This is a genomic window from Pantoea sp. EKM20T (assembly GCF_011800485.1).
Taxonomy (GTDB): Bacteria; Pseudomonadota; Gammaproteobacteria; order Enterobacterales; family Enterobacteriaceae; genus Pantoea; species Pantoea agglomerans.
Window position 1 is genome coordinate 1 of the sequence record NZ_JAALFW010000023.1, and the last position, 25,847, is coordinate 25,847.

21 protein-coding genes, 1 pseudogene and 1 riboswitch are annotated in these 25,847 nt (G+C 54.1%); of the genes and pseudogenes, 6 read left to right on the forward strand and 16 right to left on the reverse strand.

What is annotated here, in order from left to right; all coding sequences use genetic code 11:
• Positions 1-406: 406 nt before the first annotated feature.
• Positions 407-1,996: a bifunctional phosphoribosylaminoimidazolecarboxamide formyltransferase/IMP cyclohydrolase gene (gene purH, locus HFD94_RS22280; RefSeq protein WP_010672219.1), complete on the forward strand. Its 1,590-nt coding sequence runs from the start codon at positions 407-409 to the stop codon at positions 1,994-1,996.
• 19 nt (positions 1,997-2,015) lie between these two features.
• On the forward strand, positions 2,016-3,296 hold the full coding sequence (gene purD / locus HFD94_RS22285) for a phosphoribosylamine--glycine ligase (protein WP_033768366.1): 1,281 nt from the start codon (positions 2,016-2,018) through the stop codon (positions 3,294-3,296).
• A 32-nt stretch (positions 3,297-3,328) separates the two neighbouring features.
• On the opposite strand, the gene HFD94_RS22290 is transcribed toward purD, so the two are convergent.
• The 6 genes from HFD94_RS22290 to nudC form a co-directional block, all read right to left on the reverse strand.
• Positions 3,329-3,991, reverse strand: coding sequence for a DUF1481 domain-containing protein (locus HFD94_RS22290; protein ID WP_010261073.1), 663 nt, complete (start codon positions 3,989-3,991; stop codon positions 3,329-3,331).
• 69 nt (positions 3,992-4,060) lie between these two features.
• On the reverse strand, positions 4,061-4,333 hold the full coding sequence (gene hupA, locus HFD94_RS22295; RefSeq protein WP_003850136.1) for a nucleoid-associated protein HU-alpha: 273 nt from the start codon (positions 4,331-4,333) through the stop codon (positions 4,061-4,063).
• Between the two features lie 188 nt (positions 4,334-4,521).
• Positions 4,522-5,112 carry a YjaG family protein gene (locus tag HFD94_RS22300; RefSeq protein WP_010261070.1) on the reverse strand — a complete coding sequence of 197 codons (591 nt, stop codon included), beginning with the start codon at positions 5,110-5,112 and terminating at the stop codon, positions 4,522-4,524.
• A gap of 63 nt (positions 5,113-5,175) precedes the next feature.
• On the reverse strand, positions 5,176-5,844 hold the full coding sequence (nfi, locus tag HFD94_RS22305; RefSeq protein WP_010261068.1) for a deoxyribonuclease V: 669 nt from the start codon (positions 5,842-5,844) through the stop codon (positions 5,176-5,178).
• Between the two features lie 2 nt (positions 5,845-5,846).
• Complete coding sequence (gene hemE / locus HFD94_RS22310) at positions 5,847-6,914, reverse strand: uroporphyrinogen decarboxylase (protein WP_010672222.1); 1,068 nt, start codon at positions 6,912-6,914, stop codon at positions 5,847-5,849.
• Positions 6,915-6,954: 40 nt separating this feature from the next.
• A complete protein-coding gene (gene nudC, locus HFD94_RS22315) occupies positions 6,955-7,725 on the reverse strand; it encodes an NAD(+) diphosphatase (RefSeq protein WP_010672223.1) in 771 nt (256 codons plus the stop codon).
• Positions 7,726-7,814: 89 nt separating this feature from the next.
• Between nudC and HFD94_RS22320 the strand changes: the two genes are divergently transcribed.
• The 3 genes from HFD94_RS22320 to thiE all read left to right on the forward strand — a co-directional run bounded on the left by HFD94_RS22320 (position 7,815) and on the right by thiE (position 11,214).
• Positions 7,815-8,321: an Rsd/AlgQ family anti-sigma factor gene (locus HFD94_RS22320; RefSeq protein ID WP_010261059.1), complete on the forward strand. Its 507-nt coding sequence runs from the start codon at positions 7,815-7,817 to the stop codon at positions 8,319-8,321.
• A 152-nt stretch (positions 8,322-8,473) separates the two neighbouring features.
• A riboswitch (TPP riboswitch) is annotated at positions 8,474-8,575 on the forward strand.
• Between the two features lie 87 nt (positions 8,576-8,662).
• The gene (thiC, locus tag HFD94_RS22325) at positions 8,663-10,585 is read left to right on the forward strand and encodes a phosphomethylpyrimidine synthase ThiC (RefSeq protein WP_033780882.1); all 1,923 of its coding nucleotides are present in this window, start codon (positions 8,663-8,665) and stop codon (positions 10,583-10,585) included.
• 2 nt (positions 10,586-10,587) lie between these two features.
• Positions 10,588-11,214, forward strand: coding sequence for a thiamine phosphate synthase (gene thiE, locus HFD94_RS22330; protein WP_122890143.1), 627 nt, complete (start codon positions 10,588-10,590; stop codon positions 11,212-11,214).
• A gap of 194 nt (positions 11,215-11,408) precedes the next feature.
• Here thiE and HFD94_RS22335 read toward each other — a convergent pair whose 3' ends face one another.
• Complete coding sequence (locus tag HFD94_RS22335) at positions 11,409-12,863, reverse strand: PLP-dependent aminotransferase family protein (protein ID WP_033773291.1); 1,455 nt, start codon at positions 12,861-12,863, stop codon at positions 11,409-11,411.
• Between the two features lie 174 nt (positions 12,864-13,037).
• Here HFD94_RS22335 and HFD94_RS22340 point away from each other — a divergent pair, with 174 nt between their 5' ends.
• On the forward strand, positions 13,038-13,220 hold the full coding sequence (locus HFD94_RS22340; protein ID WP_010261051.1) for a DUF1127 domain-containing protein: 183 nt from the start codon (positions 13,038-13,040) through the stop codon (positions 13,218-13,220).
• A 55-nt stretch (positions 13,221-13,275) separates the two neighbouring features.
• On the opposite strand, the gene rpoC is transcribed toward HFD94_RS22340, so the two are convergent.
• The 9 genes and pseudogenes from rpoC to tuf form a co-directional block, all read right to left on the reverse strand.
• Positions 13,276-17,499, reverse strand: a complete 4,224-nt coding sequence (rpoC, locus tag HFD94_RS22345; RefSeq protein ID WP_010261049.1) for a DNA-directed RNA polymerase subunit beta' — start codon at positions 17,497-17,499, stop codon at positions 13,276-13,278.
• Positions 17,500-17,628: 129 nt separating this feature from the next.
• Positions 17,629-21,657, reverse strand: a complete 4,029-nt coding sequence (gene rpoB, locus HFD94_RS22350) for a DNA-directed RNA polymerase subunit beta (protein WP_010261046.1) — start codon at positions 21,655-21,657, stop codon at positions 17,629-17,631.
• Positions 21,658-21,987: 330 nt separating this feature from the next.
• Entirely contained in the window at positions 21,988-22,350 is a 363-nt protein-coding gene (gene rplL / locus HFD94_RS22355) for a 50S ribosomal protein L7/L12 (protein ID WP_008927142.1), read from the reverse strand.
• Between the two features lie 65 nt (positions 22,351-22,415).
• Positions 22,416-22,913, reverse strand: a complete 498-nt coding sequence (gene rplJ / locus HFD94_RS22360) for a 50S ribosomal protein L10 (protein ID WP_003848098.1) — start codon at positions 22,911-22,913, stop codon at positions 22,416-22,418.
• A 365-nt stretch (positions 22,914-23,278) separates the two neighbouring features.
• The gene (gene rplA, locus HFD94_RS22365) at positions 23,279-23,983 is read right to left on the reverse strand and encodes a 50S ribosomal protein L1 (protein WP_010261038.1); all 705 of its coding nucleotides are present in this window, start codon (positions 23,981-23,983) and stop codon (positions 23,279-23,281) included.
• A gap of 3 nt (positions 23,984-23,986) precedes the next feature.
• Positions 23,987-24,415 (reverse strand): 50S ribosomal protein L11, encoded by a 429-nt coding sequence (rplK, locus tag HFD94_RS22370; protein WP_006121495.1) that lies wholly within the window; start codon positions 24,413-24,415, stop codon positions 23,987-23,989.
• Between the two features lie 147 nt (positions 24,416-24,562).
• The gene (gene nusG / locus HFD94_RS22375; RefSeq protein WP_003848088.1) at positions 24,563-25,108 is read right to left on the reverse strand and encodes a transcription termination/antitermination protein NusG; all 546 of its coding nucleotides are present in this window, start codon (positions 25,106-25,108) and stop codon (positions 24,563-24,565) included.
• A gap of 1 nt (position 25,109) precedes the next feature.
• Positions 25,110-25,493: a preprotein translocase subunit SecE gene (gene secE, locus HFD94_RS22380; RefSeq protein WP_008927141.1), complete on the reverse strand. Its 384-nt coding sequence runs from the start codon at positions 25,491-25,493 to the stop codon at positions 25,110-25,112.
• Positions 25,494-25,724: 231 nt separating this feature from the next.
• Positions 25,725-25,847 (reverse strand): annotated as a pseudogene (gene tuf, locus HFD94_RS22385) (elongation factor Tu); the annotation flags it as partial.

Here is a 25,847-nt window from a genome sequence, read left to right on the forward strand (position 1 = left end):
GTCAACCTCTTTCTCAGAAGTTTTTCTCCGGCGGCGCAGTCTCCTGTGCCTCTCAACCCGCTTCCCGTTGCCGGTGTGCCGTGTTGATGGATGCGCATTATAGGGAGTTGTCTGAGAGGCGCAACCCATAAATAGCATAAAAAAGAGCGTTCGCTGCATTCCACAGCAAAAGCGGCTGTTATACGCAGTTACACACAATGTTATCCACATTAGTCGGGCCAGATAAATTTAGGCGAGCATCACGCAAACGTTTTCGCTACAATGCCGGGCGAAGTTCCGGACACCCCTTTTCGGGGCGTTACCTGAGGTTTTTGATTTTTTCTTCCTGTATAGAGAAGAGAAAACCGCTGTAAAGCCTGATGTAACGCTCTTATATACGCGAAACAAAGCCAAGGGATAAACCACCATGCAACAAACTCGTCCTGTACGCCGCGCATTGCTCAGTGTCTCTGACAAAGCCGGTATCCTCGAATTTGCTCAGGCGCTCTCAAATCGCGGTGTCGAACTGCTCTCCACAGGCGGAACAGCTCGCCTGCTGGCGGATGCGGGTCTGGCTGTCACAGAAGTCTCTGACTACACCGGTTTCCCGGAAATGATGGATGGACGCGTCAAAACCCTGCATCCCAAAGTGCATGGCGGCATTTTAGGTCGTCGCGGCCAGGATGATGCCATTATGGCGCAGCACGACATCAGCCCAATCGACATGGTGGTCGTTAACCTCTATCCCTTTGCACAGACCGTCGCCCGTGAAGGATGTTCACTGGAAGATGCAGTGGAAAATATCGACATCGGTGGCCCGACCATGGTGCGCTCTGCTGCCAAGAACCATAAAGATGTGGCAATCGTGGTCAGCAGCGGCGACTACGAAGCGATCATTGCCGAAATGGATGCCCATGAAAATGGCCTGACGCTTGAGACCCGTTTCGATCTGGCGATCAAAGCGTTCGAACACACCGCCGCGTATGACAGCATGATCGCTAACTACTTTGGCAGCCTGGTACCCGCCTATCACGGTGATCGTAATCAGCCTGCTGGCCGTTTCCCGCGTACCCTGAATCTGAACTTCATTAAGAAGCAGGATATGCGCTACGGTGAAAACAGCCATCAGGATGCTGCCTTCTATATAGAAGAGAACATCACTGAAGCTTCAGTGGCGACTGCCCGGCAGGTTCAGGGCAAAGCGCTCTCCTATAACAACATTGCTGACACGGATGCTGCACTGGAGTGCGTAAAAGAGTTCAGTGAACCCGCCTGCGTCATCGTCAAACATGCGAACCCTTGTGGCGTAGCGACCGGTGACTCTCTGCTGGCAGCCTATGAGCGTGCTTACCAGACCGATCCGACCTCCGCATTTGGCGGCATCATCGCCTTTAACCGCGAGCTGGATGAAGCAACTGCGCAGGCCATTATCAGCCGCCAGTTTGTTGAGGTGATTATCGCGCCAGCGGTTTCCGAGGCCGCGCTGAAAATTACCGCCGCGAAGCAGAATGTCCGTGTCCTGATCTGCGGCCAATGGCAAAACCGTACTGCTGCACTGGATTTCAAACGCGTCAACGGGGGTCTGCTGGTACAGGATCGCGATCTCGGCATGGTTGATGCCAGCCAGCTGCGCGTCGTCAGTAAACGTCAGCCAACCGAACAGGAGCTGCGTGATGCGCTGTTCTGCTGGAAAGTAGCGAAGTTCGTTAAGTCTAACGCCATTGTTTATGCACGCGACAACATGACCATCGGTATCGGTGCCGGACAGATGAGCCGTGTCTATTCCGCTAAGATTGCCGGCATTAAAGCAGCCGATGAAGGGCTGGAAGTAAAAGGATCAGCCATGGCGTCGGATGCCTTCTTCCCGTTCCGTGATGGCATTGATGCGGCAGCCGCGTCAGGCGTGAGCTGCGTCATCCAGCCTGGCGGCTCCATCCGCGATGAAGAGGTGATTGCGGCGGCTGATGAGCACGGCATTGCCATGATCTTCACCGACATGCGTCACTTCCGCCATTAATCGTTCTGGAGAGAAACAGATGAAAATTTTAGTAATCGGCAATGGCGGACGTGAACATGCTCTGGCCTGGAAAGCAGTCCAGTCGCCGCTGGCGGAAACCGTCTTTGTGGCACCGGGTAATGCGGGCACCGCATTAGAGCCTGCGCTGCAGAATGTCGCGATCAGTGCAACTGATGTCCCTGCCCTGCTTGAGTTTGCCCGGCGTGAAAAGATCGATCTGACGATTGTCGGCCCCGAAGCGCCGCTGGTAATTGGCATCGTGGATGCCTTCCGTGAGGCCGGGCTGGCTATCTTTGGTCCGACTCAGGCCGCTGCGCAGCTGGAAGGCTCTAAAGCTTTCACCAAGGATTTCCTGGCGCGTCATCAGATCCCGAGTGCGGAATACCAGAACTTCACCGAGGTTGAGCCCGCTCTCGCGTATCTGCGTGAGAAAGGCGCCCCTATCGTCATCAAAGCCGACGGCCTGGCCGCAGGTAAAGGCGTGATTGTGGCGATGACGCTGCAGGAAGCTGAGGATGCGGTTCAGGATATGCTGGCCGGAAACGCCTTTGGCGATGCCGGACACCGCATTGTGATTGAAGAGTTTCTGGATGGCGAAGAAGCCAGCTTCATCGTGATGGTGGACGGCGAGCATGTGCTGCCCATGGCCACCAGCCAGGATCACAAACGCGTGGGCGATGGCGATACCGGTCCGAACACTGGCGGAATGGGTGCCTACTCTCCGGCTCCGGTTGTCACCGATGAGATCCACCAGCGCGTTATGGATCAGGTTATCTGGCCGACCGTGCGCGGCATGGCGGCTGAAGGCAACGTCTATACCGGTTTTCTCTATGCCGGCCTGATGATCGATCACACCGGGCAGCCGAAAGTGATCGAATTCAACTGCCGCTTCGGCGATCCGGAGACTCAGCCGATCATGCTGCGTCTGCAGTCGGATCTGGTCGATCTTTGCCTGGCCGCCTGTGACGGTAAGCTGGATCAGAAAACGTCACAATGGGATCCCCGCCCTGCGCTGGGTGTGGTGCTGGCGGCGGGCGGTTATCCGGGTGACTACACTCAGGGCGATCAGATTCACGGTCTGCCACTGGAAGAAGTTGCTGACGGCAAGGTATTCCACGCCGGAACACGGCTGGAAGAGGACCTGGTGCTGACAAACGGTGGCCGCGTGTTGTGCGTAACCGCGCTGGGCGACGATGTGGCCGCGGCACAAAAGCGGGCTTATGAGCTGACAAAACCGATCTCATGGCAGGGCAGCTTCTGTCGCCGCGATATCGGCTACCGCGCCATTAATCGCAAATAAGTTCAGGGGGCACCAGGTGCCCCCTTTTTAATTCACATATCTTCTTCTGTCGGCTGCTGTGAGCAGTCATCCTGCTGACTGACCCGCAATAGCTGTATTCCTTCCGGCGCTTCCAGCCATGACACCATCAGCGGTGCCGATGCGCGGCGTTGCTGCTGTGTCAGCATCTGCAGAGCGTCGGCGTCAAAAGCGGGTCTGACCTGCTGGCCTTCGCAACTCTCCAGCACATTGTTTCCCAGCCAGTGTCCCTGTCTGAGGAACACCTGACCGCTTAATAGCGCATCGCTGAGGTTACGCATCCGCTCGGCATCAAACTTATAGAGCTCAACCGCATCCGGGCTGACCGCTTCACGCCGGCCTGAAAGCTGGCGCTGCATAAAGTTAAGACCGCCAGCCTGGTCAAAGCGCAGGGTCACATCATCAGGCTGGTTGCCCTTCACCTGACGCTGAATGCTGATCAACGACTCTTCCAGCCAGACATAATCCGTCACTTCACCCTCACCCCCACTGAACGGCGTATAGAAGGTGCGGATATGGACAGACTGGTGGTCGCTGTTTTTACGCCAGATACGAACAACACCACGATCGGCAAGATAGCCACTGGCAGAAAAGGGGGGAATATCCGGAGTAGAGCTGCAACCGAAAAGAAACAGGGAGAGAAACAGAACAGATAAACGCTGAAACAGCGGGGTCATGATGGCTGGCCTCTTAAACAAAAGGGGCGAAACGCCCCCTGTTTTAAAGCTTAACCGCAGTGCGACGTCTTACTTAACGGCGTCTTTCAGCGCTTTACCAGACACGAATGCCGGTACATTTGCTGCAGCGATTTTGATCTCTTTGCCAGTCTGCGGGTTACGACCGGTACGCTCAGCGCGGTGGTTCACTTTAAAAGTACCAAAACCAACCAGTTGTACAGCATCACCATCTTTCAGAGACTCAGTGATCGCAGCCAGAGTAGATTCCAGCGCTGCCTTTGCCTGGGTTTTAGACAGGTCAGCTTTTTCTGCGATCACATCAATCAGTTGAGTCTTGTTCATAAGTTATCCTTAAAGTGTATTTATCGCTTGCTAAGCAACGAGTGCGAGGGAAAAGCCATATTCTGGCACTCTTCTGCCTGCACGCACCGATAGCCACAATTTTCAGCCCCCCAAATGTAGACCAGACAGGGGGCCAATGTGAAGCCTCCAGGCGCGCTAATTCGGGCCTGAAGTCACGTTTTATCGCCTTACTGCTGGAAATTTATACCGATGTTGCTAATTCCCGCTTCACGCAGGTCAGATCGCAGACCTTTAATCAATTCAAGGTCGCGCTCTTCACACTCCGCCAGCAGGCGGAAAATCTCCCACTGAAGGTCCCACTCATCGATGATAGCCGGGTTTTCACGCAGCTCTTCGTCGGTCATTTCGCGTCCAGCCTGGGTCATTTCCAGCATGGCGATAGTAGTAATTGAGGTCTCGCTGACTTCAATTGCATGCTCAAGAGTTTCACCGCTCAGCTGCGCATGTACGACTTCGCTCAATGCCACACAGGCATCGATAGCCGGATAAACGCCGTAAACCTCAAACGCATCACCATCAGGAATGGCGGCTTCGAGCTTTTCCAGCTGGCTGTCGAAGTTAATCTTCGCATCTTTGACCGTCAGGTTTTCCCAGATCAGATCAAGAATGCGGCGATAGAGTGCCGGATCGGCAAATTCAGTCTGCTCGCAGAACGCACGATAGTTGGGATACATGCGCTCGCACAGGCAGGCCATAAAAGTAAGGTGCTGCCAGCTTTCCAGCTTCGCCAGACGCAGATGAACGGGATTTTGTAACATAAAGGTGGCTCTTATTCGTTTCGCTGGCCGCAGTGTAACTGCAAAACCGCAGCACAAACAGTGTTAAAGCGCGTTTTGCCAGCGCTGGAAAGCGGTTCGGTTCGAGGCAACCGCGTCGGCCCAGCGGGTCGGTTCCGGCAGCCGGTAACCACGCGTACAGTTTTCGACCCACTGTAGCGCGGTATCCAGGCTGACACGATGGCCGGTGGCGACAAACAGCGGATTACACCGCAGCTTGCTGCGCCATACCCAGCCTATCTGCTCGCCTTTGTCGATCAGTGGCTGACGACTGCCAGGCTGCGCATCCAGATCGGCAAAACGGCCACACAGGCGACTTTTCGCGACACCAATGGTGGGCACATCGACCAGCAGGCCAAAATGTGACGCGACGCCAAGTCGTCGTGGATGCGAAATACCGTGTCCATCCACAAACAGCAGGTCCGGCTTTTGCTCCAGCATCTGCCAGGCGGCCATCAGCGCTGGATATTCACGGAATGAGAGAAAGCCCGGAATATAAGGCATGGTGGTCTCAACGCGTGCGATGCGGTGCTCTACCAGCTTTAAGGAGGGATACTCCAGTATCACCATCGCCGCCCGGGTGATGGTGCCTTCCTGCTCAAATCCAACGTCCGCCCCGCCGATAAAGCGGGGTGGCAGCACATCAAAGTCATCTTCACGCACCACATCAGCGGCGCGTTGTAACTGCTCAGCGCGAAGTGCGGCAATATCCATGATTACTCCTGATGCCAGGGACGTGATAAACGGTGTACCGCCTCAACAAAGACGCCCGCATTTTCCGGTGGCACATCCAGATGAATACCATGACCCAGATTAAAGACATGCCCGGTGCCCGAGCCAAAGCGCTCCAGGATCCCAGCCACTTCCTGTTCGATACGCTCAGGTGCCGCATAGAGCATAGAAGGATCCATGTTGCCCTGCAGGGCGACTTTGTCGCCCACGCGACGGCGTGCGTCATCAATATCGGTGGTCCAGTCGAGACCCAGCGCGTCACAACCGGTGGCGGCCATCGCTTCCAGCCACTGTCCGCCGCCTTTGGTGAAGAGCGTCACCGGCACGCGGCGACCGTCGTTTTCACGCAGCAGGCCATCGACAATTTTGTGCATGTAATGGAGTGAGAATTCGCGGTAATCACGACCGGTCAGCACGCCACCCCAGGTATCAAAGACCATAACGGACTGCGCACCGGCGCGGATCTGAGCATTGAGATAGAGGATGACGCTGTCGGCCAGCTTATCCAGCATCGCATGGAGCGTAGCGGGATCGGCATACATCATCTTCTTAATTTTGGTAAACGCCTTGCTGCTCCCGCCTTCCACCATATAGGTGGCCAACGTCCACGGACTGCCGGAGAAGCCAATCAGCGGCAGATCGCCGTTCAGGTTCTTACGGATGGTACGGACAGCATTCATCACATAGCCCAGCTCCATTTCGGGATCGGGCACCGGTAAACGCTCAACGTCAGCGCGACAGGTCACAGGGTTTGAGAAACGCGGGCCTTCGCCGGTTTCAAAGTAGAGACCCAGTCCCATCGCATCCGGAATGGTCAGGATGTCACTGAAGAGGATGGCGGCATCCAGCGGATAACGGCGCAGCGGCTGCAGGGTAACTTCACAGGCCAGCTCGGCGTTTTTACACAGCGACATAAAGTCACCCGCCTGGGCGCGTGTCGCTTTGTACTCCGGCAAATAGCGCCCGGCTTGTCGCATCATCCAGACCGGCGTGACATCAACCGGCTGACGTAACAGGGCACGCAAATAACGATCGTTCTTCAGTTCACTCATCTCAACACTCTCTCAATAACAGGCGTGTAGTGTAGCACTTTCACACTTCGGCGCGGCACAGGGCGACGGTATCTTCAATCAGGCGGCGCGCCACGGTGCCTGGCGGTGGCAGCAACGGCAGCTCATCAAAACGGAACCAGGCCGCATCCAGCAGCTCTTTACCATCGTGCTGCAGATCGCCGCTGTCATACTCCGCCATAAAGGCTGTCATCAGCGATTGCGGGAAGGGCCACGGCTGGGAGGTAACGTAACGGACGTTTTTGACGCGGATATTGCTCTCTTCCATCACTTCGCGGGCAACGGCCTGCTCCAGCGTCTCGCCCACCTCCACAAAACCCGCCAGCACCGTGTAGACCTTGTTGCGATGGCGGGCATGATTCGCCAGCAGGATTTCATCACCGCGACGGATAGCCACAATGATGCAGGGTGCGATCTGCGGATAGTAACGCTCGCGGCAATGGCTGCAGAGACAGGCAAATTCATGTTTGCTTTGGTGCATTTCATGGCCGCAATAGCCGCACCAGCGATGAGAACGGTAGAATTCCGCCAGTTGCACACCGCGACCCACTAGCTGAAACAGCGCCACATCCTGATCGATCAGCTGTCGTACTGAGAACATATCGGCAGAACGCGGCTCACAAATCAGCCAGACTTTTTCGCCCTGCCACTCACCGATGGTCCGGGCTTTACTGCCGGTCAAACCAAATTTTTCGGCGTTTCCGTGGGGTAAATCACCTTGTGGCAACCAAAGTTTCTGTTCATGGCTGACAATCCACCATCCAGCGTCTACGCTTGAGATTTCGCATTGCATTTATTTCGTCATCCTTAGCGTCAACTCGCACGCTGAAGCCCTGATGTTAAGTGTGTAGATAAACAACTATAACTCACATGGAGTTAGATATGCTTAACCAGTTAGACGTCCTGGCTGAACGCGTAGGTGGCAGTAATGAACTGGTCGATTCGTGGCTTGAAGCCCGTCGTCAGCTACTGGTGACCTATTATCACCTGGTCGGACTTAAACCAAACAAAGAGGCGCTGACGCGTCTTGATGAGCAGGCTCTGGACAACTTCTGTCACGGTCTGGTCGATTATCTTTCTGCGGGTCACTTCAGTATCTATGAACGCGTGATCAGTGAAATGAGTGGCGACAGCCCGATGATTGCCGCCGCACAGATCTATCCACCGCTGGAAGCCAATACTGAGCGTCTGATGCAGCTGTATGACGGCCACCTGCAGCAGGCGATCGACGACGAAAACTGCATGACCTTCCAGCAGGCACTTTCAGAAGTGGGTGAAGTGCTGGAAGCACGCTTTACGCTGGAAGATAAGCTTATCCAGCTGGCATGGGATAACCAGCTTGTCCCCCCGCCGGTAGCGAATGACAGCCATATCGCGCGTCCGGCCTAATCATCATCTCCGGCAAAGGGGTTGAGATTATCCCGTAGCCCTTTTATGCTGAACAGGTTCTGAGGAGAGTGCTCCAAAGAACCTTTTTTATTTTTGCTTTGAAATATAAGGTTTTTACGCCTGGCTCTGTTATCAGACACCCGCGTAAAAACAGCTTCTTGTCGGAGTGCCCAAGTTGGGCTGAGACCGTTAATTCGGGATCCGCGGAACCTGATCAGGTTAGAACCTGCGAAGGGAACAAGAGTAAATATTCTCTGTATACCAGCATGCTTACGCTGTCTATACGGTTACTCCTTCCGAACTCCGGACAAGCATCGTTCCCCCTTAACAGGAAGATTGCTATGTCTGACCAAAAAACAACCCGTCGTGAACAGCGTGCCCAGGCGCAGGAATTTATTGATTCCCTGCAAAGCGGCAGTGCATTTCCCCAGTCCCGCCGCATCTGGATTACCGGTAGCCGCGAGGATATCCGCGTTCCCATGCGTGAAATCGTGCTAAGCCCGACCCACATCGGCGGCAGCAAAGAACAGCCTCTCTATGAGCAGAACGAAGCAGTACCGGTCTATGACACGGCGGGTGCCTATGGTGATCCCGCGGCACAGATCGATGTTCATCGTGGCCTGGAAAAGCTGCGCGCCCGCTGGATTGCTGAACGCGACGACAGCGAATTTCTCGAACAGAACAGCTCGGGTTATACCCAGCAGCGGCTGGCTGACGAGGGACTGGATCATCTGCGCTTCGATCAACTCCCGACACCGCGCCGTGCCCGCGCAGGCTGCTGCGTCACGCAATTGCACTATGCCCGTCAGGGGATCATCACCCCGGAAATGGAATTTATCGCACTGCGGGAAAACATGGGCCGTGAGCGAATCCGCAGTGAGGTATTGCTGCAACAGCATCCCGGACACAGTTTTGGCGCGCATCTGCCAGCCAGTATCACGCCCGAGTTTGTACGTCAGGAGGTCGCTGCCGGACGCGCCATTATCCCTGCCAATATCAATCACCCTGAATCGGAGCCGATGATCATTGGCCGCAACTTTCTGGTTAAGGTCAATGCCAACATCGGTAACTCGGCGGTGACCTCTTCTATTGAGGAAGAGGTGGAAAAACTGGTCTGGTCGACTCGCTGGGGTGCCGATACGGTGATGGATCTCTCTACCGGTCGTTATATTCATGAAACGCGCGAATGGATTTTGCGAAACAGCCCGGTGCCAATCGGTACAGTGCCGATTTATCAGGCGCTGGAAAAAGTGAATGGCGTGGCCGAGGCGCTGAACTGGGAAATATTCCGCGATACGCTGCTTGAGCAGGCGGAACAGGGTGTCGATTACTTCACTATCCACGCTGGCGTGCTGCTGCGTTATGTCCCGATGACGGCGAAACGTCTGACCGGAATTGTATCGCGGGGTGGATCTATCATGGCGAAATGGTGCCTGTCGCATCATCAGGAGAGCTTCCTGTATCAGCACTTCCGGGAGATTTGTGAAATCTGCGCCGCCTATGATGTCTCCCTGTCGCTGGGCGATGGCCTTCGTCCGGGTTCCATTCAGGATGCCAACGATGAGGCGCAGTTTGCCGAACTGCGTACCCTGGGCGAGCTGACCCGTATTGCCTGGGAATATGACGTTCAGGTAATGATTGAAGGCCCGGGGCACGTCCCGATGCATATGATCCGCCGCAACATGACAGAACAGCTCGACCTGTGCGATGAAGCCCCCTTCTACACCCTTGGCCCGCTGACCACCGACATCGCGCCCGGCTATGACCATTTCACCTCCGGTATCGGTGCTGCCATGATTGGCTGGTTTGGTTGCGCCATGTTGTGTTACGTCACGCCCAAAGAGCATCTGGGTCTGCCGAACAAAGAGGATGTGAAGCAGGGATTGATCACCTACAAAATCGCGGCGCATGCCGCCGATCTGGCGAAAGGCCATCCGGGTGCGCAGATCCGTGATAACGCCATGTCCAAAGCGCGCTTTGAGTTCCGCTGGGAAGATCAGTTTAATCTGGCGCTGGATCCCCATACGGCGCGGGCTATGCATGATGAAACCCTGCCGCAAGAGTCGGGCAAAGTGGCCCATTTCTGCTCGATGTGTGGCCCTAAGTTCTGCTCGATGAAAATTTCCCAGGAGGTGCGCGAGTTCGCAGCACGTCAGGATACGCACGCCGAGCCCGTTGAAGTGGGCATGGCGCAAATGTCAGACCGTTTTCGTCGGCGCGGCGGTGAGCTTTATCATCCCGCCGATGCCATTAAGGAGGAGTAACGATGCCCGCATTTCCCGCTACCGCCCCGCGCCTGGGGCTTTATCCGGTGGTTGATAGCCCCGACTGGATTGAGCGCCTGCTGAAGATGGGCGTTCGTACACTGCAGCTGCGCATCAAAGATCAGCCCGATGAGGTCGCCGAGCCCGCCATCGCTCAGGCGATTGCACTGGGTAAACGCTATGACGCGCGCCTGTTTATCAATGACTACTGGCAGCTGGCGATAAAGCATCAGGCTTATGGCGTGCATCTGGGTCAGGAGGATCTCGATGTCGCCGATCTTGCCCGGATTCATCAGGCCGGATTGCGTCTGGGGCTCTCCACCCATGACGATGCTGAACTGGACCGCGCACTGGCAATCCAGCCCTCTTACATCGCGCTTGGACATATTTTCCCGACGCAGACCAAAGAGATGCCTTCTGCGCCGCAGGGCATTGAACAGCTGAAGCGGCATCTGACGCGCCTGACGCATATCCCCACCGTGGCAATTGGCGGTATTTCGATTGCTCGGGCACCTGACGTGCTGGCAACCGGCGTAGGGAGTATTGCGGTGGTGAGTGCGATTACCCAGGCAGATGACTGGCGTGAAGCAACACGTACTTTGCTGGCGCTGGCAGAGCTTCACCAATAAGGATTTGTGGAAGCTGTCCCGCATAGCGGCTGCAAAACCAGTAACGCCAGCGTTTCTGCCGGGAAAGCGACGCGCAAAAGCGTATGTTGCCGCTGGCGTGCTCTGATCCAAAACCTTAACGTGGCCTCCGTCAGGTTAAGGTTATCTGACCAGGGCCGGTTCCCTCCTCTTGCCGGCCCTGCTTCTTCTTTTCGCTATGCGAGAGTTGAAGCTGAAATCTGCGTCTCATGCTGGCACGAGATCATGGCGCGTTCGACGGCTGCACCCACCAGCGCCAGCGCCTTCTCAGTCTGCTCGTTGATCGGCAGCCCGTAGTTTAAGCGCAGACAGTTACGGTATTTACCCGAGGCCGAAAAGAGTGAGCCTACGGCTATCTGAATTTTTGACTCGCGCAATTCGCGGTTGAGCCGGACCGCATCAAACGCTTCGGGGAGCTCTATCCACATCAGAAAACCGCCCTGAGGACGGGAAACGCAGATGCCGCAGGGAAAGTAGTGGCGCACCCAGCAGCTAAAGGTTTCATAGTTACGATGATAGATTTGCCGCATCCGGCGCAGATGGGGCTGATAATGGCCCTGGCGGATAAACTCGGAGACCGCATGCTGAGGCTGTGTGGCGGTGGAACCTGTGACGATATATTTCATGTGCAGTACACGGTCGCGATAGCGGCCGGGTGCAACCCAGCCGACACGCAAACCTGGCGCCAGCGTTTTGGAAAAGGAGCTGCACAGCAGAACCCGGCCATCGAGATCCAGCGCTTTAATGGTCGCTGGGCGCGGATATTCCCAGGCTAACTCACCATAAACATCATCTTCAATGACCGCCGCGTCAAACCGCTGCGCCAGGGCCAGCAATGCCCGCTTACGCGGCTCAGGCATGATAAATCCCAGCGGATTATTACAGTTCGGCACAACAACGACTGCTTTAATCGGCCATTGATCAAACGCCAGTTCCAGCGCTTCCAGGCTGATGCCGGTTACCGCATCGGTCGGGATCTCAATGGCACGAATGCCAAATCCGCGCAGGGTTTGCATGATCCCGTGAAACGAAGGCGACTCAACAGCAATGATATCGCCCGGCTCGCAGACCGCGCGCACGGCTACCGATAACGCTTCATGGCAGCCGGTGGTAATAACAATGTCATCGGCGGTGAGCTGGCAACCGCTATCTATCGCCAGTCGTGCAACCTGTTGCCGCAGTGCGAGAACACCATAGAGGTTGTCATAATTGAGCAGCGCGATGTCCTGCTTCTGAGCCTGACGGCTGAAGGCTTTCCACAGCGGCTTAAGCGTCGGCTGCGTCAGATCGGGCATACCGCTTCCCAGCTGCAACACATCATCTTCCAGACGGCTGTTAATCAGCTCCAGCACCGCATCCCACTGCGTTACCTCAACCGGCCGCTGTGCGGGACGGGTCAGCGCAGGCATCGGGGGCGTCGCCTTACGCGAGGCCACAAAATAGCCAGAGCGCGACTGCGGCGTAATCATCTGCTTCTCTTCCAGCAGATGATAAGCCTGCTGCACGGTGCTGATACTGACGCCATGTTCGGCACTCAGACTGCGTACCGAGGGCAGGCGCTCACCGCTGCGATATAAACCTTGTTCGATACGCTGAGCCAGCAGCGTGGCCAGATGTTCATATCGCGTCATTGTATTTCCTCTGACTCAGGAGCTGAGCATTAACCGGTACAGTTATGCCTCTTTTTTACCATTCAGATTGTCATTAACGCAATCTGTATGTTAAAGAAAGGTGATTTTTGCGTCTGTATCATACAGAGCGATCCGCTGAGAATAGTCCTCAGACAATTCACTGAGGGCACTATCATGGGATACGATGAGAATCGCGCAGCTAAACCGTTTACAGGCACGCCTTACCAGTTGGTTCGTTACTTATGGCGCAGTTATAAACGCTGGCAGTTACGGCGTGAGACACGCGTCATCCTGTCGAAGCTGAGTGACAGTCAGCTGAAAGACATTGGCCTTGGCCGCAACGACTGGAATGTCTGAATCAGAGACAAAAAAAAACCCTGCCGAGGCAGGGTTTTTATCAGGTAAAGGACGATTAATCGTCTTTGTTGCCGCCGAGACCGGCGTTCAACAGTTCAGCCAGGCTGGCTGAGGCTTCATCCGCAGTAACCTGCGGTGCAACCGGAACTTCACCTGCCGCTTTGCGGCGCATACGATCCTGATGGTACGCATAACCGGTACCGGCCGGGATCAGACGACCCACGATTACGTTCTCTTTCAGGCCGCGCAGTTCATCGCGCTTACCTGCTACTGCTGCTTCGGTCAGGACACGCGTGGTTTCCTGGAACGATGCTGCAGAGATGAACGATTCGGTAGCCAGTGACGCTTTGGTAATACCCAGCAGGTCACGCATGAAGGTTGCGCCAACTTTTCCGTTCGCTTCCAGATCACGGTTAGAGATCTTGATGCGAGAGAATTCAGCCTGCTCACCTTCCAGGAAGTCTGCACTTCCTGCGCTAACGATGGTTGCTTTACGCAGCATCTGACGAACGATGACTTCGATGTGCTTATCGTTAATCTTAACGCCTTGCAGACGGTAAACTTCCTGCACTTCGTTAGTGATGTAACGGGTCACCGCATGCACGCCACGCAAGCGCAGGATGTCATGTGGAGACTCTGGGCCATCGGAAACCACGTCACCGCGCTCAACACGTTCACCTTCGAACACGTTCAGCTGACGCCATTTCGGAATCATCTCTTCGTACGGCTCACTGCCATCCAGCGGAGTGATGACCAGACGACGCTTACCTTTGGTCTCTTTACCGAAGGAGATGATGCCGCTGATCTCCGCCAGAATAGCTGGCTCTTTCGGACGACGCGCTTCGAACAGGTCAGCAACGCGTGGCAGACCACCGGTAATATCCTTGGTACCGCCAGATTCCTGCGGAACACGCGCCAGCGTGTCACCAGCACTGATCTTCACGCCATCTTCCAGCTGAACAATCGCTTTACCCGGCAGGAAGTACTGAGCCGGCATGTCGGTGCCCGGGATCAGAACGTCGTTGCCGTTGGCATCAACAATTTTCAGCGCAGGACGCAGATCTTTACCGCCCGCAGTACGTTCAGCACTGTCCAGAACCACCAGCGAAGAAAGACCGGTTAAGTCATCTGTCTGACGGGTAATGGTCTGGCCATCAACCATGTCCGTGAAGCGAATGAAACCGCCCACTTCGGTGATGACTGGCATGGTATGCGGATCCCAGTTTGCGACGGTTTCGCCCGCTGCAACCTGCTCACCATCACCTTTCGCCATGGTAGAACCATAAGGAACTTTATAGCTCTCTTTGGTACGACCAAATTCGTCGATCATTTTCAGTTCAACGTTACGCGAGGTGATCACCAGCTTGCCTGCCGAGTTCGTTACCGACTTAGCGTTGGTCAGCTTGATGGTACCTTTGTTCTTCACCTGAATGCTGGATTCAGCAGCCGCACGTGATGCCGCACCACCGATGTGGAACGTACGCATCGTCAGCTGTGTACCTGGCTCACCGATGGACTGTGCCGCGATAACACCGATCGCTTCACCTTTGTTGATGATGTGACCACGTGCCAGGTCGCGACCATAGCAATGCGCACACACACCAAAGTCGGTTTCACAACCTACTACTGAGCGGACTTTCAGGCTGTCGACTGAGTTCAGTTCCAGCACGTCACACCAGTGCTCATCGAGCAGCGTGTTGCGTGGAACCAGAATGTCAGCAGTACCCGGCTTCAGAACGTCTTCAGCGGTCACACGACCCAGAACACGTTCACGCAGTGGCTCTTTAACGTCGCCACCTTCGATGACAGGTGTCATCATGATGCCTTCGTGTGTACCACAGTCATCTTCGGTAACAACCAGATCCTGTGCAACGTCAACCAGACGACGCGTCAGATAACCGGAGTTCGCCGTTTTCAGTGCGGTATCCGCCAGACCTTTACGAGCACCGTGGGTTGAGATGAAGTACTGGAGTACGTTCAACCCTTCACGGAAGTTCGCCGTGATTGGTGTTTCGATGATGGAGCCATCTGGCTTCGCCATCAGACCACGCATACCGGCCAGCTGACGAATCTGTGCAGCAGAACCACGCGCACCGGAGTCAGCCATCATAAAGATGCTGTTAAAGGAAACCTGTCGCTCTTCTACGCCGTCACGGTTAATAACGGTTTCGGTTGAGAGGTTTTCCATCATCGCCTTGGCAACACGTTCGTTGGCTGCTGCCCAGATATCGATGACTTTGTTGTAACGTTCGCCTGCGGTTACCAGACCAGACTGGAACTGCTCCTGGATCTCAGCCACTTCAGCTTCCGCTTCGGTGATGATTTCCACTTTCTTCTCTGGAATAACCATGTCGTCGATGCCGACAGACGCGCCTGAACGGGCTGCGTAAGCGAAACCGGTGTACATGGTCTGGTCAGCAAAGATAACGGTCGGCTTCAGGCCCAGAATGCGGTAACAGGTGTTCAGCATTTTGGAGATAGCTTTTTTGCCCAGCGCCTGGTTAACGATGGAGAAAGGCAGACCTTTTGGCACGATCATCCACAGGATGGCACGGCCAACAGTGGTGTCGATGATGCTGGTTTTAGCAACCCACTCATCCTGCTCATTTTTCTCGTGTTCGGTGATACGCACCTTAACGCGAGCATGCAGCGATGCGAGGCCAGCGCGATAAATACGCTCAGCTTCTTTCGGGCCAGTCAGCACCATGCCCTCGCCTTTGGCGTTAACACAGTCACGGGTCATGTAGTACAGACCCAGTACAACGTCCTGAGAAGGAACGATGATTGGCTCGCCGTTCGCAGGTGACAGGATGTTGTTGGTCGACATCATCAGCGCACGTGCTTCCAGCTGGGCTTCCAGCGTCAGCGGTACGTGAACAGCCATCTGGTCACCATCGAAGTCGGCGTTGTATGCCGCACAAACCAGCGGGTGCAGCTGGATCGCTTTACCTTCGATCAGAACCGGTTCAAAGGCCTGAATACCCAGACGGTGCAGCGTAGGCGCACGGTTCAGCAGAACCGGGTGCTCACGGATCACTTCGTCGAGGATATCCCAGACAACCGCTTCTTCGCGCTCAACCATTTTCTTCGCGGCTTTGATGGTGGTGGCCAGGCCACGCAGTTCCAGCTTGCCGTAAATGAACGGTTTGAACAGTTCGAGTGCCATTTTCTTCGGCAGACCGCACTGATGCAGGCGCAGGTATGGACCTACGGTGATAACCGAACGACCAGAATAGTCGACACGTTTACCCAGCAGGTTCTGACGGAAACGACCCTGCTTACCTTTGATCATGTCAGCCAGCGATTTCAGCGGACGCTTGTTGGAACCGGTGATCGCACGACCGCGACGACCGTTGTCCAGCAGTGCATCGACCGCTTCCTGCAACATACGCTTTTCGTTGCGCACGATGATATCCGGCGCAGCCAGATCCAGCAGGCGTTTCAGGCGGTTGTTACGGTTGATCACGCGACGATAGAGATCGTTCAGATCCGACGTTGCGAAACGGCCACCATCCAGCGGTACCAGCGGACGCAGATCCGGTGGCAGAACAGGCAGCACGGTCAGGATCATCCACTCTGGCTTGTTGCCAGACTGTACGAACGCTTCCAGCAGCTTGATGCGCTTGGTCAGTTTTTTACGTTTGGTTTCGGAGTTAGTTTCGTTCAGCTCTTCACGCAGCTGCTCGCACTCCTGCTCCAGATCCATGTTTTTCAACAGGGCCTGGATCGCTTCGGCGCCCATTTTGGCGTCGAACTCGTCACCGAACTCTTCCAGAGCGTCAAGGTACTGCTCTTCAGTCAGAATCTGACGCTTCTCGAGGTTGGTCATGCCACCTTCGATTACCACGTAAGATTCAAAATAGAGCACGCGCTCGATGTCACGCAGTGGCATATCCAGCAGTAAGCCGATACGCGATGGCAGTGACTTCAGGAACCAGATGTGCGCAGTCGGCGACGCCAGTTCGATGTGGCCCATACGCTCACGGCGTACTTTAGTCTGGGTCACTTCAACGCCGCACTTCTCACAAATCACACCACGGTGTTTCAGGCGCTTGTATTTGCCGCACAGGCACTCATAGTCTTTTACCGGCCCGAAGATACGGGCACAGAACAGACCATCGCGCTCTGGCTTAAAAGTACGGTAGTTAATGGTTTCTGGCTTTTTCACTTCACCAAAAGACCAGGAACGGATCATGTCTGGCGAAGCCAGCGCAATTTTGATCGCATCAAACTCTTCGGTCTTAGTTTGCGCTTTCAGAAACTTAAGTAAGTCTTTCACGGATTAGCTCCCGTCGGAGTGAGACTCAGAGGGCGTCCAACCGAAATTGAACGCCCCGTAACCAGTACAATTGCGAGCGCTTTAAACCCTGCGCTTTCAGGCGGCGGCGAACCGCAGCCTGAAAAGGGGTTACTCGTCTTCCAGCTCGATGTTGATACCCAGCGAGCGAATCTCTTTCAACAGTACGTTGAAGGATTCCGGCATGCCCGGTTCCATCTGATGGTTACCGTCAACGATGTTTTTATACATCTTGGTACGGCCGTTGACGTCATCAGACTTAACGGTAAGCATTTCCTGCAGGGTATACGCGGCACCATATGCTTCCAGTGCCCATACTTCCATCTCACCAAAGCGCTGACCACCGAACTGTGCCTTACCACCCAGCGGCTGCTGAGTAACCAGGCTGTAGGAACCGGTTGAACGTGCATGCATCTTGTCATCAACCAGGTGGTTGAGTTTCAGCATGTACATGTAGCCAACGGTTACCTGACGTTCGAACTGCTCACCGGTACGGCCGTCAAACAGGGTAATCTGACCGGAAGAAGGCAAGCCGCCGAGCTGCAGCAGCTCTTTGATTTCGCTCTCTTTCGCGCCATCAAACACCGGAGTGGCGATTGGCATACCTTTCTTCAGGTTCTCAGCCAGACGCAATACTTCGTCGTCGGAGAAGGTGTTCAGGTCAACTTTCTGACGCAGATCGCTACCCAGGTCATAGGCGCGCTGGATGAATTCGCGCAGTTTCGCGACGTCTTCCTGCTTTTTGAGCATGGCGTTGATCTTCTCGCCGATGCCTTTCGCTGCCATACCCAGGTGGGTTTCCAGAATCTGACCGATGTTCATACGCGATGGTACGCCCAGCGGGTTCAGAACGATGTCAACCGGCGTGCCGTTTTCATCGTAAGGCATATCTTCGATCGGGTTGATCTTAGAGATAACACCTTTGTTACCGTGACGGCCTGCCATTTTGTCACCCGGCTGAATCTGACGCTTAACAGCCAGATAAACCTTAACGATTTTCAGCACGCCTGGTGCCAGATCATCGCCCTGGGTGATTTTACGACGCTTACCTTCGAGTTTTTTCTCAAACTCGTGCTTCAGTTCGTCGTACTGCTCTGCCAGCTGCTCCAGCTGGTTTTGCTTGGCTTCGTCAGTCAGACCCAGTTCCAGCCAGCGCTCGCGCGGCAGCTTGTCCAGTTTGTCTGCTTCAACGCCACCAGAAATCAATACGTTCTGGATACGGCTGAACAGGCCCGCTTCCAGAATCTGCAGTTCTTCAGACAGGTCTTTCTTGGCCTGCTTCAGCTGCATCTCTTCAATTTCCAGCGCACGTTTGTCTTTTTCCACGCCATCGCGGGTAAAGACCTGAACGTCGATCACGGTGCCTGACACGCCATTCGGTACGCGCAGTGACGAATCTTTCACGTCAGAGGCTTTTTCACCGAAGATAGCGCGCAGCAGTTTCTCTTCTGGCGTCAGCTGGGTTTCACCTTTTGGCGTAACCTTACCAACCAGAATGTCACCACCGGTCACTTCAGCACCGATGTAGACGATGCCTGACTCATCCAGTTTAGAGAGTGCAGCTTCACCCACGTTCGGGATATCAGCGGTAATCTCTTCCGGCCCCAGTTTGGTGTCACGCGACACGCAAGCCAGTTCCTGAATGTGGATAGTCGTAAAGCGATCTTCCTGAACCACACGCTCGGAGACCAGGATGGAGTCTTCGAAGTTGTAACCGTTCCACGGCATGAACGCTACGCGCATGTTCTGGCCCAGTGCCAGTTCACCCAGATCGGTGGACGGGCCATCTGCCAGCACGTCGCCGCGCTCAACCGGCTCACCCAGAGAAACACATGGCATCTGGTTGATGCAGGTGTTCTGGTTAGAACGGGTATATTTGGTCAGGTTGTAGATGTCGATACCGGCTTCGCCAGCATGCATTTCGTCTTCGTTAACTTTGATAACGATACGTGATGCGTCGACGTACTGTACGGTACCGCCACGTTTGGCAACGGCAGTTACACCGGAGTCAACGGCAACAGCACGTTCCATACCCGTACCAACCAGCGGCTTATCAGCACGCAGAGTCGGAACGGCCTGACGTTGCATGTTCGCACCCATCAGGGCGCGGTTAGCATCATCGTGTTCCAGGAACGGGATCAGTGACGCACCGACAGAAACGATCTGTTGAGTCGAAACGTCCATGTAGTCAACCTGATCGCGGCTGAACAGACTTGATTCGCCTTTGCTACGGCAGGTGACCAGGTCATCAACAAACGCGCCGTTATCATCAAGAGGGGCGTTCGCCTGAGCGATAACGTAGTTACCCTCTTCGATAGCAGAGAGGTAGTGAATCTCGTCAGAAACCAGACCGTCGATAACACGGCGGTAAGGCGTCTCAAGGAAACCGTACTCGTTGGTCTGTGCATACACAGACAAGGAGTTGATCAGACCGATGTTCGGGCCTTCAGGGGTTTCGATTGGGCAGACACGACCGTAGTGCGTTGGGTGTACGTCACGCACTTCGAAGCCGGCACGCTCACGCGTCAAACCACCCGGGCCGAGAGCAGAGATACGACGTTTGTGCGTAATCTCTGACAGCGGGTTGTTCTGATCCATAAACTGAGAAAGCTGGCTGGAACCAAAGAACTCTTTCACCGCGGCCGAAATTGGCTTCGCGTTGATCATGTCCTGTGGCATCAGGGTATCAAGGTCGCCCAGTGACAGACGCTCTTTCACCGCACGCTCAACACGTACCAGACCGACACGGAACTGGTTCTCAGCCATTTCACCGACTGAACGAATACGACGGTTACCGAGGTGGTCGATATCGTCCACTTCGCCTTTACCGTTACGGATGTCGATCAGCTTCTTCATCACTTCGATGATGTCATCTTTGCTCAGGATGCCTGAACCTTCGATTTCATCACGCAGCAATGAACGGTTGAACTTCATACGACCCACAGCAGAAAGATCGTAACGATCTTCAGAGAAGAACAGGTTCTCAAACAGGTTCTCTGCTGCTTCGCGTGTTGGCGGCTCACCAGGACGCATCATGCGGTAGATCTCAACCAGTGCGCTCAGACGATCGCTGGTTGGGTCGACACGCAGGGTCTCGGACATATATGGACCGTGGTCCAGATCGTTGGTGAACAGCGTTTCGATGCGCTTGTGACCGGACTGGCTCAGTTTGGCCAGCAGATCCAGTGACAGTTCCATGTTCGCTGCAATGATCAGCTCACCGGTGCTCTCATCGATGTAGTCTTTAGCGACCACTTTGCCCGCGATATATTCAACCGGAACTTCGATGTGCTGAATGCCATCTTTTTCCAGCTGACGGATATGGCGCGCAGTAATACGGCGTGCTTTTTCGACGTAGACGGTGCCGTTCGCTTCGATATCGAAGGTCGCAGTTTCACCGCGCAGGCGCTCAGGCACCAGCTCCATCTGCAGCTTGTTGTCGCGAATTTCAAACACCACTTTCTCGAAGAAGATATCGAGGATCTGAGGTGTAGTGAACTGCAACGCACGCAGGATGATAGTGGCCGGCAGCTTACGACGACGGTCAATACGGACAAACAGGTTATCTTTCGGGTCAAACTCAAAGTCGAGCCATGAACCGCGGTAAGGGATGATACGTGCGTTGTAGAGCACTTTACCCGATGAGTGGGTTTTACCCTTATCGCTATCAAAGAACACGCCAGGACTACGGTGCAGCTGAGAAACGATAACGCGCTCGGTACCATTGATAACAAAGGTACCATTGTCGGTCATGAGCGGAATTTCGCCCATGTAGACTTCTTGTTCTTTAATGTCTTTTACGGTGCCTTCTGGCGCTTCGCGCTCATAGACCACCAGACGCAGTTTCACGCGCAGCGGTGCCGAATAGGTCACGCCACGGATCTGACACTCTTTCACGTCAAAGACAGGTTCACCCAGGCGATAGCTGACATACTGCAACTCAGAGTTGCCGCTGTAGCTCGCAATAGGGAATACAGAGCGGAATGCAGCTTCCAGTCCGTACTGACCTTCTGGATCTTGCTCGATAAACTTCTGGAACGAGTCGAGCTGGATGGAAAGGAGATAAGGTATGTCCAGTACTTGCGGACGTTTACCAAAATCCTTACGAATACGTTTTTTCTCGGTATAGGAGTAAACCATAGGGTTCCTCAGCTAGCTGACAAGTCGACCCACGCTGTCCGTCCTGACAGGACAGTTCATGCAACACGATTTTGTTTGATTCACTGGCTGCGCAGCAGCAGTGCAATACCTCTTTCTATCACGCTTAAATCATTTCATCGCTGTTGCGAGGGCAGGGAACCCGCACAGGTAGAGCGGTATATTAAGTCGTCGATAGAGAAAGATATTGAAGAGTAACAATGGACAAACAGTGTGAAACCCCATTGAGACCCTGTAGCGCAAAAAGGCTGGTGACCAAAAAGTCACCAGCCATCAGCCTGAAACTACTCAGACTGCAACCCGAAGGCTGTCTTACTTAACTTCAACTTCAGCGCCAGCTTCTTTCAGAGCAGCTTCAAGTGCAGCTGCGTCATCTTTGCTGATCGCTTCTTTGATTACGCCAGTTGCTTCAACCAGATCTTTGGCTTCTTTCAGGCCCAGACCAGTTGCAGTACGTACGGCTTTGATTACTGCAACCTTGTTCGGGCCAACAGCTTTCAGAACTACGTCGAATTCAGTTTTTTCTTCAACAGCTTCAGCCGGGCCCGCAGCAACAGCTACAGCAGCAGCAGCAGAAACGCCGAATTTTTCTTCCATAGCAGAAACCAGCTCAACTACTTCCATTACGGACATCGCTGCAACAGCTTCCAGAATTTGGTCTTTAGTAATAGACATGACAATTGTTCCTAAGAATCAGAAAAAGTTTATACGTAAGCAAGTACGAAGAAAAGAATATGACCTTAAGCCGCTTCTTTTGCATCGCGTACAGCAGCCAGAGTGCGGACCAGTTTGCCGGCAGCGGCTTCTTTCATGGTCGACATCAGACGTGCCAGTGCTTCTTCGTAGGTCGGCAGCGTTGCCAGACGGTCAATATTGGCCGCCGTGATCAGCTCACCTTCAAAGGCTGCAGCTTTGACCTCAAATTTTGCATTCGCTTTCGCGAAATCTTTGAACAGACGAGCAGCAGCGCCCGGGTGTTCCATAGAATATGCAATCAGGGTCGGACCAACAAACGTGTCTTTCAGGCACTCAAACTGAGTTCCTTCAACGACGCGGCGCAGCAGGGTGTTACGAACAACACGCATGTAAACGCCAGCTTCACGGCCTGCTTTACGCAGTTCGGTCATTTTATCAACGGTAACGCCACGGGAATCCGCAACAACCGCTGAAAGCGCACCTTTGGCTACTTCGCTGACTTCAGCAACAATCGCTTGTTTGTCTTGAAGATTTAATGCCATTAGCTTTTGCTCCTGGATTTGACCGGGAAAGGATTTCCCCGGAACTCACTTCACTTACTCACCCCAAGGGGAAATAAGCGCTCGAACACGGTGAGCAGAATCCAGCTAAGAAAAAATTCTTTTGGTTCTGTCACCGTCTACGCAGGGTATTAAGCGGAATATCCGGAGATAAGCAGCTCCTGCGGTCTTGGACGGAGGCCAGGATAAGGCCTGGCTCCAACCTAAATTCTGTGCGACGCAGCAGAGTCAGAGGGAAAGGCGATACACGCAACAATCAGTTCTGGCTCTCTGGTGTCCTGTTCCGTTAATAACAGAACAACGGGCGTAAGATTCTAGGTGAATTTTTCGCCCGTTTCAAGCAGCAATTAGTTTGCTGTTGCGTTCAGACCAGCCTGGTCAACGGCAACGCCGGCGCCCATGGTGGTTGAAAGGCTAACTTTCTTGATGTACACGCCTTTCGCCTGAGATGGTTTTGCTTTTTTCAGCGCAACCAGCAGAGACTCCAGGTTTTCTTTCAGTTTGTCAGCGTCAAAGTCCACTTTACCGATGGTAGTGTGGATGATGCCGTTTTTGTCGTTACGATAACGAACCTGACCCGCTTTAGCGTTCTTAACCGCTTCAGCAACGTTAGGCGTTACAGTACCGACTTTCGGGTTTGGCATCAGGCCACGTGGACCCAGAATCTGGCCCAGCTGGCCAACAACGCGCATTGCATCCGGAGAAGCAATAACAACGTCAAAATTCATTTCGCCTTTCTTGATCTGATCAGCCAGGTCTTCCATGCCTACCAGCTCAGCGCCTGCTGCTTTAGCAGCTTCAGCGTTGGCGCCCTGGGCGAAGACAGCAACACGTACTGAACGACCAGTACCGTGTGGCAGAACGGTCGCGCCGCGAACGTTCTGATCAGATTTACGTGCATCAATGCCGAGGTTGACAGCAACGTCAACGCTTTCAACGAACTTGGCAGTAGCCAGTTCTTTCAGCAGAGCAACAGCTTCAGCAATATCATACTGCTTGGTCGCGTCAACTTTGTCGCGAATTACGGTCATGCGCTTGGTCAGCTTAGCCATTTCTTAGTCCTCTACTACCAGGCCCATGGAACGAGCAGTACCTTCGATTGAGCGAGTCATCGCTTCAACGTCAGAACCAGTCATGTCCGCAGCTTTGGTTTCTGCGATTTCACGTACCTGAGCACGAGTCACTTTACCGACTTTATCTTTGTTCGGCTTACCAGAACCAGACTTGATGCCCGCTGCTTTTTTCAGCAGTACGGCAGCCGGAGGCGTTTTGGTAATGAAGGTAAAAGAACGGTCGCTGTATACGGTGATAACAACAGGAGTCGGCAGACCTTTTTCCAGAGATTCGGTCTTAGCGTTGAACGCTTTGCAGAATTCCATGATGTTAACACCCTGCTGACCCAGAGCTGGACCAACCGGTGGACTTGGGTTCGCCATACCAGCTGCAACCTGCAGCTTGACGTAGGCTTGGACTTTCTTAGCCATGATATTTCCTCAATTGGGTTATAGCGCCTGTAAAGGCTCCCCGTGATAACGATTTACACGCTGTTGCCAGCGCATAAAAACAAAAGGCGCGAAATTGTAGTTAAATTTCGCGCCTGCTGCAACAGCTAATTTGTGAGCGGAAAGAGGTTAACCTTTCTCCACCTGACCGAAGTCGAGCTCAACCGGCGTCGCACGTCCAAAGATGGAAACGGATACCGTCAGGCGGCTCTTCTCGTAATCCACATCTTCAACCACACCGTTAAAGTCAGCAAAAGGACCGTCATTAACGCGAACCATTTCACCTGGCTCAAACAGCGTTTTCGGACGAGGCTTGTCGCCGACCTGCTGCAGACGGTTCATGATCGCATCAACTTCTTTATCGCTGATAGGTGCCGGACGGTCAGATGTACCGCCGATGAAACCCATCACGCGTGGGACGCTGCGTACCAGGTGCCAGCTGGCGTCATTCATCACCATCTGAACCAGTACGTATCCCGGGAAAAACTTGCGCTCGCTCTTACGACGCTGGCCACCACGAATTTCAACGACTTCTTCAGTCGGAACCATGACGTCGCCAAACAGCTCTTCCATGTTGTGCAATTTGATATGCTCGCGCAGCGATTGTGCTACGCGGCCTTCAAAACCGGAAAACGCCTGTACGACGTACCAGCGTTTCTTTGGAGCTTCAGACATCTCAGAACCTCAGGCCAGTGATAAACGATACCAGACGGACCAGAATACCATCCAGCCCCCACAAAATCAGTGACATCACGGCAGTAACCGCGGCAACGATTAACGTGGTGTGCAGCGTTTCCTGGCGGGTTGGCCAGATAACCTTACGCATTTCTGTTCTTGCTTCACGAGCAAAAGCCACGGTCGCTTTGCCTTTGGTCGTTAAAAGCGCAATGCCGCCAGCCGCTGCAATCAGTACAACTACGGCTAAAGCACGCAGTGGCAGTGACACATCACGATAGAGGTAGTTACCTACAATCGCTGCAAGCAGCAGTAACACGACTACTACCCACTTTACCGCTTCCAGGCCACGCCCGCTCCCTTGAGCTTCGGTATTCGCACTCATAAACCAACCTGCCACAATAATTCAGAAACTATTCTGCCCCGCAGTGCGAGGCGTCCAAACCGAATGAGCTTTTGGGGCGTAACTCGGTATCCAACGCCGCATAACAGAGCCTGTCTCAGCAATGATTATGATTCAAAAAATCACTGATGAGCCAGGTTCTATGAAACAGCGTGCAAAAAGGGCATCAAATGATGCCCTTTCCGTGTGCATTGCGTCAAACGTTATCGGTAATTATGCGATAACTTTAGCAACAACACCCGCGCCAACGGTACGGCCACCTTCGCGGATTGCGAAGCGCAGACCTTCGTCCATTGCGATTGGGTGGATCAGGGTAACAACCATTTTGATGTTGTC